General features: G+C 71.4%; 8 protein-coding genes. 3 read left to right on the forward strand and 5 right to left on the reverse strand.

Annotated elements, in window-relative coordinates; genetic code table 11:
• Nucleotides 1-170: 170 nt before the first annotated feature.
• Nucleotides 171-1469 (reverse strand): sensor histidine kinase, encoded by a 1299-nt coding sequence (locus OEIGOIKO_RS02985; protein WP_125051574.1) that lies wholly within the window; start codon nucleotides 1467-1469, stop codon nucleotides 171-173.
• 12 nt (nucleotides 1470-1481) lie between these two features.
• Entirely contained in the window at nucleotides 1482-2135 is a 654-nt protein-coding gene (locus tag OEIGOIKO_RS02990; RefSeq protein WP_125043527.1) for a response regulator transcription factor, read from the reverse strand.
• A 169-nt stretch (nucleotides 2136-2304) separates the two neighbouring features.
• On the opposite strand from OEIGOIKO_RS02990, the gene OEIGOIKO_RS02995 reads away from it, so the two are divergent.
• Together OEIGOIKO_RS02995 and OEIGOIKO_RS03000 are read left to right on the forward strand one after the other, a co-directional pair.
• On the forward strand, nucleotides 2305-2832 hold the full coding sequence (locus OEIGOIKO_RS02995; protein ID WP_125051576.1) for a hypothetical protein: 528 nt from the start codon (nucleotides 2305-2307) through the stop codon (nucleotides 2830-2832).
• A 450-nt stretch (nucleotides 2833-3282) separates the two neighbouring features.
• The gene (locus tag OEIGOIKO_RS03000) at nucleotides 3283-5328 is read left to right on the forward strand and encodes a transglycosylase domain-containing protein (RefSeq protein ID WP_125051578.1); all 2046 of its coding nucleotides are present in this window, start codon (nucleotides 3283-3285) and stop codon (nucleotides 5326-5328) included.
• Between the two features lie 147 nt (nucleotides 5329-5475).
• Here OEIGOIKO_RS03000 and OEIGOIKO_RS03010 read toward each other — a convergent pair whose 3' ends face one another.
• A complete protein-coding gene (locus OEIGOIKO_RS03010) occupies nucleotides 5476-6747 on the reverse strand; it encodes a polysaccharide deacetylase family protein (protein ID WP_125051580.1) in 1272 nt (423 codons plus the stop codon).
• Nucleotides 6748-6886: 139 nt separating this feature from the next.
• Nucleotides 6887-8020: an amidase domain-containing protein gene (locus OEIGOIKO_RS03015; protein WP_246177170.1), complete on the reverse strand. Its 1134-nt coding sequence runs from the start codon at nucleotides 8018-8020 to the stop codon at nucleotides 6887-6889.
• 247 nt (nucleotides 8021-8267) lie between these two features.
• Between OEIGOIKO_RS03015 and OEIGOIKO_RS03020 the strand changes: the two genes are divergently transcribed.
• A complete protein-coding gene (locus tag OEIGOIKO_RS03020) occupies nucleotides 8268-10658 on the forward strand; it encodes an ATP-binding cassette domain-containing protein (protein WP_125058406.1) in 2391 nt (796 codons plus the stop codon).
• Between the two features lie 48 nt (nucleotides 10659-10706).
• On the opposite strand, the gene OEIGOIKO_RS03025 is transcribed toward OEIGOIKO_RS03020, so the two are convergent.
• Nucleotides 10707-12302, reverse strand: coding sequence for a carboxylesterase/lipase family protein (locus OEIGOIKO_RS03025; protein WP_246177172.1), 1596 nt, complete (start codon nucleotides 12300-12302; stop codon nucleotides 10707-10709).
• Nucleotides 12303-12491: the final 189 nt, after the last annotated feature.

Genomic DNA, 12491 nt, shown 5'->3' on the forward strand with positions numbered 1-12491 from the left:
TTCCGCGCACGCCGAGCTCCCCCCGATGAATTACAACGCCGCGCGCCACACCGTTATCCGGGGCGCGCGGCGGCAGCTCTTGCGGCGAACATACCCGTAACGCGACGGGCCCGCGCAGTGTCCAGACAGCGGAACATCGACGTCCAGAAGAAGAGGAATTCCCTGCGGCCTCAGTGTGCGACAGGTGGGAATTCGACCCGGATTTCGAGACCGCCTTCCGGCAGCGCCTCGGCATGCAGCTCCGCGTCGTGGGCGGCCGCGATGGCGGCGACGATCGACAGGCCGATGCCCTGGCCGTCGTGGCCGCCGAGCCGGGTCGCGCGCAGCCGCTGGAACGGCTGGAAGATCAGTTCGAGCTGGGACGGCAGGACTTCGGGCCCGGTGTTGCGGACGCTCAGCGCCGGCCGGCCCGCGCACAGGCCCGTCCGCACCCGTACCTGCCCGTCGGGCACGTTGTGCCGGACCGCGTTGTCGACCAGGTTGGTGATCAGGCGCTCGACCAGCGGCGGGTCGCCCAGCACGGCGGCCGGCGCCAGCTCGCCGCCGATCCGCACACCGGCCGGGCCGTCGGCGTCGTCCCGCGGCCGGTCCAGGTGGTCGGCGGCCAGCGCCGCCAGGTCCACCGGCACCCGCCGGTCCAGCCCGCGCTGGCTGCGCGCCAGCGTCAGCAGTGCCTCGATCAGCTTCTCCTGCCGGGCGTTGCTGCCCAGCACGCGGACGCACGTCTCCCGCAGCTCGGCGGCGCCGGCGTCCGGATCGGCGAGGGTGATCTCCAGCAGGCTGCGTTCGAAGGTGAGCGGGGTGCGCAGCTCGTGGGAGGCGTTGGCGACGAACCTGCGCTGCGCCTCGAAGGCGCCCTCCAGGTGGTCGAGCAGCGCGTCGAACGTGTCGGCCAGGTCCTTGATCTCGTCGGACGGTCCGGGCGCGCCGAGCCGCCGGTGCAGGTCGTTGGCCGAGATCTCCTTCGCGGTGTCCGCCATGGTGCGCAGCGGCCGCAGCGCCCGGCCGGCCACCAGCCAGCCCAGCCACACCGACAGGAAGGTCAGCAGGACCAGCGCGATCCCCGAGGAGGTGAGCAGCTTCTCCAGGTAGTCGCCGCGCTGCTGTTGGAGCTGCTGCTCCAGGTCCACCGTCGGCGCCGGTACGTCGGCGCCGAGGCCGAGGCCGCTGGGTGTCACGGACGCGGCCGGGGGGGCGGGCGGTTCGACACCGGCCCACGGCGGCCGGCCGGCCACCAGCAGATAGACCACGCTGAGCAGGAGCACGCCGGTGACCAGGAAGAGCGCCCCGTACAGGAGGGTCAGCCGGAGCCGGATGGTCCAGCGGACCTTGGCGAGGGGGCCGGAGGCGGGACGGCTGGGCGCGGGGCGGCCGGACGGGGGCCGGCCGGCCGGCCCCCGTCCGCGCTTCGGGTCGTCGGTCGGGCGGCCGCCGGACGTGCGGCGGACCGGGCAGAGTGTGCGGCGCATCCCCGGCCTCCCTCAGATCCGGTAGCCGGCCTGGGCGACGGTCTCGATGAGCGGCGGGTCGCCCAGCTTGCGCCGCAGCCGGCTCACGGTCACCTTGACCGTGTTGGTGAACGGGTCGGCGGCCTCGTCCCAGGCCCGTTCCAGCAGTTCCTCGGCGGAGACCACCCGCCCGCCGGCCGCCAGCAGCAGTTCGAGCACCGCGAACTCCTTGGGGCTGAGGTCGAGGCGGGTGCCCGCGCGCTGCGCGGTGCGCTTGCCCGGGTCCAGCTTGAGGTCGGCGTGGCACAGGACCGGGGGCAGCGCGGGCTGGCTGCGGCGGCTCAGGGCCCGGATCCGGGCGACCAGTTCGGCGAAGGCGAACGGCTTGGGCAGGTAGTCGTCGGCGCCGCTGGTCAGGCCCTCGACCCGGTCCTCGATCGTGGCGGCGGCGGTCAGCATCAGCACCCGCGCCGGGTAGCCCTCGGTGATCAGCGTCTGGCACACCTCGTCGCCGTGCAGGCCGGGCAGGTCGCGGTCGAGGACGACGACCTCGTACCGGTTGACGGCGGTGCGCTCCAGCGCGGCCGTCCCGTCCAGGACGACGTCGACCGCCATGCCTTCCCGGCGCAGGCCCGCGGCCAGCGTCTCCGCGAGATCGCGATGATCCTCCACCACCAGAATCCGCATGGCCCCCACCGTCGGTTCGGCACCGTTGTCCGTGATCTTGCGCGGTGGGCGGTTACAGCGGGGTAAGGGCTGACCGGGGTTACAGACGCCTAACACCCGATGTTCCGCCGCGGTAACCGCCCGGTTGCTGAACTGGCTTCCAGACATCCAGCGTCCCAGAGGAGTTGACATGTCGGCACCGTCCGAAGAAGAAACACCACCCCGCAGGAAGCGCAGGCTGTTCGCCGTACCGCTGCTCGTCGCGGCACTGGCGGCCGGCGGGACCGCCCTGGTGCTCCAGACCTCGTCGTCCGCGGCCCCGGCCGCCTCGTCGCAGTCCGTCGCCAGGGCGGCGCAGGCAGCGTCCTCGACGTCCGCTTCGGCCGGTACGGGCAAGGCGGCCACCGGGGACTCGGCGGCGCGGGAGCGGCAGGCCGAGGCGTTCACGCAGTGCATGAAGGACAACGGGATCAAGGACTTCCCGGGGATCACCGTCAAGGAGAACGGGCAGCTCCAGCTGAAGGCCGGCGGCAACATCAACCCGGTCTCCAAGGCGTACCGGGCCGCGGCCAAGGCCTGCGCGTCGAAACTGCCCGAGAACAGCAGCCTGCCGAAGGAGCCCGCGGCGGTGACGCCCGAGACTCCGCAGCTCGGTTTCACCTGCACCGAGGACTGCCCGGCGGCGCCCAAGGCGCCGAGTCTGCCTTCCGAGTTCTGACCTTCCGGCAGTACGTCCAACCGCCCCCATTGGGCGGTTGGACATTCTCGGTATGCCCTTATTCCACGGAATCCGGCCTGTAACCGCGGCGTAACCGCACACCCGGCATCATGGAAGATTCGCACCACGCCCAGGAATTACGGCCGTTGTTCGAATAACTGCTCCATTCGGTCCGCCGGGCCCGGCGGCCGCCGAAATCCAGGTCCTCCCCCAGGGCCGCCGGAGACCACGCGGCCGCCCCGGCCGTCCCCCGTGCGCACGACGACCGGCCGGGGCGCCGCACCTCGGTCTCCGGCGGTCCGCCCGCCGCCGGCCGGCCGTACCGCACCACGGCCGGCCGGCGGCTCCACCATCGATCCCGTCGTCCTGTCGCCCCCGCGCCAGGGAAACGTAACGTTTTCGTGGCAGAGCAGAACATTCGTACGGGGAGTAATCCCATAGGGTCGAGCGGTGATCGAACGTCGAAAAGGGGCACACGCCCGGACCACCGCCGCCGCGGGCGGCCGCTGGTCCGTCCTCAACCGGTGGTGGGCCGCGAACCGCCGCAGACTCCGGCTCCGCCGGCCGGCCTACCCACGCCCGGGGCGCACCGGCTTCCGGCGCTGGGTGCCGTCCTGGCGCCAGACGCTGGGGCTGGGCGGCTCCTGCTTCGGCGTCCTGGCCGTCCTCGTGGCGATCATGTACGCGCGCACCGAGATACCCGCCGACCTCAACGCCTTCGCCACCCAGCAGGACAATGTGTACTACTGGGCCGACGGCACCGAGATGGCCCGTACCGGTGACATCAACCGGCAGGACACCCCGCTCGACGCCGTCCCCGAACACGTCCGCTGGGCCGCGCTCGCCGCCGAGAACGAGACGTTCTACTCCGACAGCGGCATCTCGCCCAGCGGTATCCTCCGGGCCGCCACCAGGATGGTCACCGGCGGCGACACCCAGGGCGGGTCGACCATCACGCAGCAGTACGTGAAGAACGCCTACCTCAACCAGGACCAGACCTTCACCCGCAAGCTCAGCGAGATGTTCATCGCGATCAAGCTCGACAACAAGATGACCAAGGACGAGATCCTTGAGCGGTATCTGAACACGAGCTGGTTCGGGCGCGGCACCTACGGCATCCAGCGCGCCGCGCACGCCTACTACGGCAAGGACGCCGCCCAGCTGAACCCCAGCGAGGGCGCGTTCCTCGCCTGCCTCCTCAAGGGCGCCGCGCTCTACGACCCGGCGCTCGGCGCCGAGCCCCGCAAGCGCGCGGTGGAGCGCTGGAACTGGGTGCTCGACCGGATGGTGGCCATCGGCAAGCTCTCGCCCGAGGAGCGGGCCCGCTACACCCGCTTCCCCGAGCCGCAGGCCCCGCCCAAGCCCGCCGGGCTGACTGGCCAGAACGGCTACCTCGTGGAGACCGCGCGGGCCTACGTCGGCGCGCACACCGACATCTCCGAGAAGGAGTTCGCCCTCGGCGGCTACCAGATCCACACCACCTTCGAAGCGCCCCGGACGACCGCGCTGACCAAGGCCGTCGAGTCCGTACGGACCAAACTCGACCCGGGCCGCCGCGCCGCCGACCGCCACGCGCGCATCGGCGCGGCCTCGGTGACCACGGACGGGCGGATCGTGGCCCTGTACGGCGGGCCCGGCTACCTCGAACAGGGTTTCAACGACGCCAACTCCTCGGTGGTGCCGGCGGGCAGCGCCTTCACGCCGTTCGTCTACGCGGCGGCGCTGCGCGACGGCGTCGAGCGCGAGCGCGGCAAGCCCCGTACCCCGGTCACGCCGGCCACGGTCTACGACGGCAACAACAAGATCACGCTGCGGACGCCGGAGGGCCCGTACTGGGACCGTGCCGGAAAGATCGCCAAGGCGGAGAACGACGGCGGGAAGTCCTGGGGCAGGATTCCCCTCAAGAGCGCGGTCGCGCAGTCCGTGAACAGCAGCATCATGCAGCTGGGCATGGACGTGGGCCTGGAGCGGGTCGGCAAGGTGGGTGTGCAGACCGGGCTGCTGGAGAGCAGCCTCGGCGAGAAGCTGCCGTCCTTCGCCCTGGGCACCGCCACGCCCAGCGCGATCCGTATGGCCGACGCGTACGCGACGTTCGCGGGCCGGGGCAAGCACAGCGAGCCGTACTCGGTCGGCAAGCTCATGCGCAACGGCAGCGACGTGCCGGTCGAGAAGCCGGCCGCCACGCAGGTGCTGCCGCAGGACGTGGCGGGCGCCGTGGACGACGCGCTGCGCGAGGCCGTCAGCCGGGGATCGGCCACCGCGGCGAAGGCGGCGGGCCCGGGTGCGGCCGGCAAGCCGGGCACCGAGCAGGACAACAAGTCGGCCTGGTTCGTCGGCTACCGGGGCACCGTGTCGACCGCCGTCTCGCTCGCCCGCATCGACCCCAAGAGCCAGGAGCTGCTGCCGCTGGACGGCATCGGCGGCCGGGCGAAGGGCGCGGTCGGCAGCCCGTACCCGACCGACATCTGGACGCGCTACATGACCGCCACCCGGTAGGGGCGTACACCGGGAGAGCCCCCGGCCCGCGTCCCTGTTCCCGGGACCGCGGGCCGGGGGCTTTCGCGTGCTCCCGGTGCACCGGCTGCCGTGGCCGTGGCCGTGGCCGTGGCCGTGGCCGTGGCCGTGGCCGTGGCCGTGGCCGGGCTACTTCACCACCGACGACCAGTCCGTGATCTGCGCCGGGTCGAGTCCGCGCATCCGCTCCAGGACCGCGGGGTCCTGCGCGTCCAGCCAGTCGGCCACCTGCTTGAAGGTGACGCAGCGCACGCCGTCCCGTTTGCAGACCGACTTCACGAGGTCTTCGATGGCTTTCATGTAGATGCCGCCGTTCCAGTCCTCGAAGTGGTTGCCGATGAACAGCGGCGCCCGGCTCCCGTGGTAGACGCGGTTGAATCCGTTGAGGTAACCGTCCCGGGTCAGCTTCCGCCACTGCGCGTACTTCGCCGGGTCGCCCTTGGTGTTGTCACCGGACTGGTTGTAGAGGAAGTTGAAGTCCATGGACAGGACCTGCTTCTCGCTCTGCGGATACGGCAGCAGTTGCAGCGGGAAGTTCCATATACCGTTCTTCTTCGACGGCCATATCTGGAAGTCGCCGGGCGAACTGGCGTCGTAGCGCCAGTTGTAGTCCTTGGCCGCGGTGAGCAGGTTCTCCTGGCCCTCCAGGCACGGCGCCCGCCCGCCCACCAGCTCCTTCTTGTAGTCGAAGGGCAGCGGCGGCAGGCTCGTGTAGCCGGTGTTCGTCTTCCAGTTCTGGACGAAGGAGTACGCCTGGTCGATCTCGCTCTTCCACTCCGCGACGCTCCAGTCGCCACCGCCCTTGGCCCCGCAGAAATGGCCGTTGAAGTGGGTGCCGATCTCGTTGCCGTCCAGCCACGCGCCCCGGACCTGGCGCAGCGTGTCCTTGATGTGCTCGTCGGTGGCGTACGAAATCGCCGAGGCGCCCGGTTTGTGCTGCGGCGGCTTGTACATCGTCGCCTTCGATTTCGGCAGGAGGTAGGTGCCGGTGAGGAAGAACGTCATCTTGGCGTTGTTCTCCTTGGCCACCTCCCGGAAATGCGAGAAGAGATGGTCGTCGCCCTCCAGCGCGCCGTCCCAGGAGAACACCACGAACTGCGGCGGCTTCTCGCCGGGCTTGAGCTTCGCGGGCTTGGGCTGGTTCGGCTGGGGCCCGGTGTACGACGTCGAGCCGTCCCCGAGCACCTTGACCTTGCCGTCCCACTTCTCCTCGGGCTTCGGCTTCGGTGTCTCCTTGCCCGCGCCGCCCTCCGGCGGGGCCGGCCGCGGCTGGGCGGCGTCCTGCGTCGGCGCCGCCTTGGTGTCCCCGCCCTGGTCGTCGGAGCCGCAGGCTGTCAGGCCGAGGGCGAGAGCCGCCACGGTGACCAGCGCCGGCGCGCCGAGCACGCTCTTCTTCGACATTTCCCTACCCCCTGGCACCAAAACACGTGTTCTGACCCAAGTATCACAGAGGAGTCATGCCACTCATCAGCCCCGGCACCCAATTGCGCCACACCGCACACCGCGGGCCCGGCCGGTCCGCCGGGCCCGCGGCCTGCCGTCAGGTGCGGTAGGCGTAGTACACCGAGTCCGGGTAGGACGCGATGATGCTCGCCACCGACTTCCGGTAGGTGTTGGTCGAGTGGTACGTCAGGTACGGCACGCCGTAACTGCTGCGGTACGTCGTCATCATGGAGTGGTCCTTGGACCCGTCCCCGTCGAAGTCCATCTGCATGACGTCGCCGACGTCCATCTGGTACACGTTCGACAGGCTGGTCACGCGCTTGGAGTTCAGCGCGTACCAGGACCACTCGTTGGCCCCCACCCAGCTGTCGGACTGGTAGCTCGCGTCGTACCACCACTTGCGGTAGTCCGAGGCCGAGCCGCCCTCCGTCTTCCAGCCGCCCGCCTTCAGGGCCTGGCTGAGGAAGTTCGTGCAGTCGCCGCCGGCCGCGTTGAACTTGCGGTACTCCGGGTTGTAGTTCCGCCAGTACTTCTCCGAGTACGCGGCCATCGCGGCGTAGTCGAGACCGCCGGTCAGCTGCTTGCGGGGCGACGGGCGCGAGGGCCGCGAGATGCCGGCGCGGGGCGCGCTGGGCATGGTGTTGCCGTCGTCCGCGACCGTCGCCGCCCGCAGGGTGGGGGCGTTGATCGCGCCGGGGCCCTCGTCGCGGGACCTGATGCCGGTCAGCTCCCAGGTGCCGCCCGGGACCGCGGTGAAGTCCATCTCGTGGCGGGCCTTGAAGCCGGTGGTGGCCGGCTCGTCACCGCGGATCTTCTTGTAGGTGAGCGTGGTGCTCTCGGTGACCTCCACCGTGGCGTGCCGGCCGGTGAGCCGGGTGCTGTCCACGGTGACGCGGGTGTCGGCGGCGGTGTACGCCTCGCCCAGGCCGGCGAGCCGCTTCTTGCGGGCCCGCAGCGAGGACACCCCGGCGTCCTCGGCCCGCGCCAGGCGCGCCGACAGGCGCACCTGCTTGCGGGGCAGCTCGGCTATTCGGCCCGAGCGGTTGTCGAGCAGCGCCGCCGTCCGCTGGGTCAGCAGGGCGTCGGCGGTGCGGCTGAAGGTCTGCGTCGTCGCCTGGTCCGCGGCGGTGGTCCGCGGCGCGGCGGCTGCGGACGAGGCAGGCAGGCACACGGCCACCGCGGCCACGGTGAGCACCGTGCCGACGGCGGATCTGAGGATCGTTGATGTCACGAATTTTCCCCTTGTCACCCCGGCCCACCCCGGGCCGGGCAGCGAATCTTTGCACAAAAAGCCCAACAGTGGATCACTGGTCCGAAGGAGGCCGCGCCCGCCGCCCGCCGGGGCCCCGCGCGGGCGGCCGGATCGATCACGAATCGAGAAGCGCCGGGCCCCGTCCCCGGCTAGCGTCATGGCCGTGGACAGCACCGTCCGCACCGCAGAGACCGCGCAGGCGGACTTCGCGAACGAGGGAGACCCGATGAGCAAGGCCGTACGACCGGACCCGCAGTCCCCTGCGCCGCACGTCGCCGACAGTCACGACCTGATCCGCGTGCACGGCGCGCGGGAGAACAACCTCAAGGACGTCAGCATCGAGATCCCGAAGCGCCGGCTGACGGTCTTCACCGGGGTCTCCGGTTCGGGCAAGAGTTCGCTGGTGTTCCACACCATCGCCGCCGAGTCGCAGCGGATGATCAACGAGACGTACAGCGCCTTCGTGCAGGGCTTCATGCCGACGCAGTCCCGGCCCGAGGTGGACGTGCTGGAGGGGCTGACCACCGCGATCATCGTCGACCAGCAGCGGCTGGGCGCCGACCCGCGCTCCACCGTCGGCACCGTCACCGATGCCAACGCGATGCTGCGCATCCTCTTCAGCAGGCTCGGGCGGCCGCACATCGGCTCGCCCGGCGCGTTCGCCTTCAACGTCCCCTCCGTCCGGGCCAGCGGCGCGATCACCGTCGAGCGCGGCAGCAAGAAGGCGGTGAAGGCCACCTTCAGCCGGACCGGCGGCATGTGCCCGCGCTGCGAGGGCCGGGGCACGGTCTCCGACATCGACCTCACCCAGCTCTACGACGACACGAAGTCGCTCGCCGAGGGCGCGTTCACCATCCCCGGCTGGAAGTCGGACAGCTTCTGGACCGTACGGGTCTACGCCGAGTCGGGCCTGCTGGACCCGCACAAGCCGATCCGCGACTTCACGGAGAAGGAGATGCGGGACTTCCTCCACCGGGAGCCGACGAAGGTCAAGGTCGAGGGGGTGAACCTCACCTACGAGGGGCTGATCCCCAAGATCCAGAAGTCGTTCCTCGCCAAGGACCGGGAGGCGATGCAGCCGCACATCCGGGAGTTCGTGGACCGGGCGGTCACCTTCCGGACGTGCCCCGAGTGCGACGGCACCCGGCTCAGCGAGGCGGCCCGGTCGTCGCTGATCGACGGCACCAGCATCGCCGACGCCTGCGCGATGCAGATCAGCGACCTGGCCGCCTGGGTACGCGGCGTCACCGACCCCTCGGTGGCACCGCTGCTCACCACCCTCGGGCACACCCTCGACTCGTTCGTGGAGATCGGCCTCGGCTACCTCTCGCTCGACCGGCCGTCGGGCACCCTGTCGGGCGGCGAGGCCCAGCGCGTCAAGATGATCCGCCACCTCGGCTCGTCGCTCACCGACACCACGTACGTCTTCGACGAACCCACCACCGGGCTGCACCCGCACGACATCCAGCGGATGAACAACCTGCTGCTGCGGCTGCGGAACAAGGGCAACACGGTGCTCGTCGTGGAGCACAAGCCGGAGACCGTCGCCATCGCCGACCACGTCGTCGACCTGGGCCCCGGCGCCGGTACGGCGGGCGGCACGGTCTGCTTCGAGGGCACCGTCGAGGGGCTGCGGGCCAGCGGCACCGTCACCGGCCGCCACTTCGACGACCGGGCCGCCCTCAAGGAGACGGTGCGCAAGCCCACCGGCGCGCTGGAGATCCGCGGCGCCACCAAGCACAACCTGCGGAATGTCGACGTGGACCTGCCGCTCGGGGTGCTGTGCGTGGTGACGGGCGTGGCGGGCTCCGGCAAGAGTTCGCTCGTGCACGGCTCGCTGCCGCCCGGCGCGGGGGTGGTGTCGGTCGACCAGGCGCCGATCCGCGGTTCGCGGCGGAGCAACCCGGCGACGTACACCGGGCTGCTCGACCCGGTCCGCAAGGCGTTCGCGAAGGCCAACGGCGTCAAGCCGGCGCTGTTCAGCGCCAACTCCGAGGGCGCCTGCCCGCACTGCAACGGTGCCGGGGTCGTCTACACCGACCTGGCGATGATGGCCGGCACCGCCTCCACCTGCGAGGAGTGCGAGGGCAAGCGCTACCAGCCGTCGGTGCTGGAGTACCGCCTCGGCGGCCGCGACATCAGCGAGGTGCTCGCGATGCCGGTGACCGAGGCCGCGGAGTTCTTCGGCGACGGCGAGGCCCGGACCCCGGCGGCCCACCGCATCCTCGGCAGGCTCGCGGACGTCGGGCTCGGCTATCTCAGCCTCGGCCAGCCGCTGACCACGCTGTCCGGCGGCGAGCGGCAGCGGCTCAAGCTCGCCACGCACATGGCCGAGAAGGGCGGCGTCTACGTCCTCGACGAACCGACCGCCGGGCTGCACCTCGCCGATGTCGAGCAGCTGCTCGGCCTGCTCGACCGGCTCGTGGACTCCGGCAAGTCGGTGATCGTCGTCGAGCACCACCAGGCGGTCATGGCGCACGCCGACTGGATCGTCGACCTGGGCCCGGGCGCCGGCCACGACGGCGGCCGGATCGTCTTCGAGGGCACACCCGCCGATCTCGTGGCGGCCCGGTCCACCCTCACGGGCGAGCACCTGGCGGCGTACGTCGGTGCCTGACCGGGAGACCGGGGCCGGAAACCGAAGGACGGGGCCGGGCACGTCACTTCACGGAAACCGGCGCCAGAATTCCAGGGCGTGCTCCCCCGCGTAATCGACCGGTGCGATCCGGTCGGTCGCCAGACCATGGGTGTACGGTCGCGCGTCGGCGTTCCGGTACGGGCGCCACACCGGCAGCCGGGGCCCGTTGGGCGTCCCGGTGCGCGCGAAAGCCGCCCAGTGGTCCGTCATCACGTCCGAAAGCCATCGCTGCGCAGCGGTGAAACGCCGCTGCGCGGCCTCCTCCTCGAACAGATAAGGCGTATCGCCCGCGTGATAGGCGCCGAAGTCGAAACGGCCCGGCAGGGGGAGGTACATGGGGGCGTTCCGGTCGGCGAACTCGTAGGCGTAGGTCGGTACGCGCCGGGCCAGGGCCGTGTGCTGGGCGTACGTCCCCCTGGCCCACATCCGGTCGGTGACGACCGCGGACCACGCGATGGCCGGGGAAGGGAATCCCGTCAGCGGGTACCGCGCACGCACCCGGCCCGCCCGCTCGCCGAACGCAATCGCGAGAGCCTGCCGGTAATTCTTTTCCGTAAAGGGCTTGTTGACGGCGTCGTACTGCATGCCCACGAACGTCCGGTGTTCGTCGCGGGTCGCCCCGGAAAGCACCGGTACCCGGTGGAGACGGCCCGCGCGCAGGGCGTTCGGCGGGAGTTCCGGCAGGGTCGCGTTGCCGTATCCGAACGCCTGGAAGGCGTTCATGATGTACGGCACCGCAAGGATTTTCTTGACCGGCAGGGCCCGCAGACACCGCAGAGTCCGTGCGGGGTCGGGCGCCGCGCAGCCGAGCGGTGCGGTCATCTCCGCGCTGATCTCCTCCATCTCCCGGGCCGGGCGCCAGACGAACCACGGATAGCCGGGGACGCCGGGCCCCATGGCCCCGGCGGGCATGTCCATCATGCCCTCCCCGCTGGACAGCGCGGCCCGGTGGAACAGCCCCCGGGCGCCCGGCGAGGTGAGGTGCCCGGTGATGGCCGAGGCACCGTACGAGGAGCCCGCCACCGTCACGTTCCCCGCGTCACCGCCGAAGACGCCCGCGTTGCGCCGCACCCAGCGCAGCGCGGCCTGCTGGTCCTGGAGGGCGAAGGTCCCCGAGCCCTTGAGGCCCGGGTGGGCGAAGCCGCCGAAGATTCCCAGCCGGTAGTTGACCGTGACGACCACCAGGCCACGGTCCGCGAGCCGGCGCGCGTCGAAGAAGCTGCCGCCGCCGACCGAGCCGTCCCCGTGGATCCACACCAGTACGGGGGCGCGCTCCCGTACGCGGGCGGGTGCGGTGACGTTGAGGACCAGGCAGTCCTCCTCCTCGCTGGACACCTGCGCGTACGGGGACGGGACCTGCGGACACAGCGGCCCCGGCCGGGTGGCGTCCCGGACCCCGCGCCACGGCACCACCGGGCGCGGAGCCGCCCAGCGGTAGGCGCCTTCGGGCGGTCCGGCGTACGGGATGCCTCGGAAGGTCCGGTGCCGGGCGGTCCGGATGCCCCGCACCAGGCCGGTGTCGGTCCGTACGGTGACGCGGTCCTGTCCGGCGCCCGGCTCCGGCCGCGCGCCGGCGGGTGCGGCCGGAGCCGCGGTCCCCGCGCACAGGAACGCGACGATCACCGTGGCCCCGGCCCTCCTCTTCGGCCTTCCGCGACTCCTCATGAGCGGTCTCCTCCCAGAAGCGGCGCCAGGCCGCGCGGCCGCGCGGCGCGCACCGGTCGTGGAGGAAACGGCGGCGGCGCTCCGACAGACACGGCCGGACGCGGCCGCCCGCCCGCATCCCACCCGGCGGAGCCCCGCGGAGCCCCG

It is taken from the genome of Streptomyces paromomycinus (assembly GCF_003865155.1).
Classification (GTDB): domain Bacteria; phylum Actinomycetota; class Actinomycetes; order Streptomycetales; family Streptomycetaceae; genus Streptomyces; species Streptomyces chrestomyceticus.

Bases quoted from the DNA above. Each gene is read 5' to 3' on its own strand.
- OEIGOIKO_RS02985 (WP_125051574.1), bottom strand. From the start codon at position 1,469: ATGCGCCGCACACTCTGCCCGGTCCGCCGCACGTCCGGCGGCCGCCCG.
- OEIGOIKO_RS02990 (WP_125043527.1), bottom strand. From the start codon at position 2,135: ATGCGGATTCTGGTGGTGGAGGATCATCGCGATCTCGCGGAGACGCTG.
- OEIGOIKO_RS02995 (WP_125051576.1), top strand. From the start codon at position 2,305: ATGTCGGCACCGTCCGAAGAAGAAACACCACCCCGCAGGAAGCGCAGG.
- OEIGOIKO_RS03010 (WP_125051580.1), bottom strand. From the start codon at position 6,747: ATGTCGAAGAAGAGCGTGCTCGGCGCGCCGGCGCTGGTCACCGTGGCG.
- OEIGOIKO_RS03020 (WP_125058406.1), top strand. From the start codon at position 8,268: ATGAGCAAGGCCGTACGACCGGACCCGCAGTCCCCTGCGCCGCACGTC.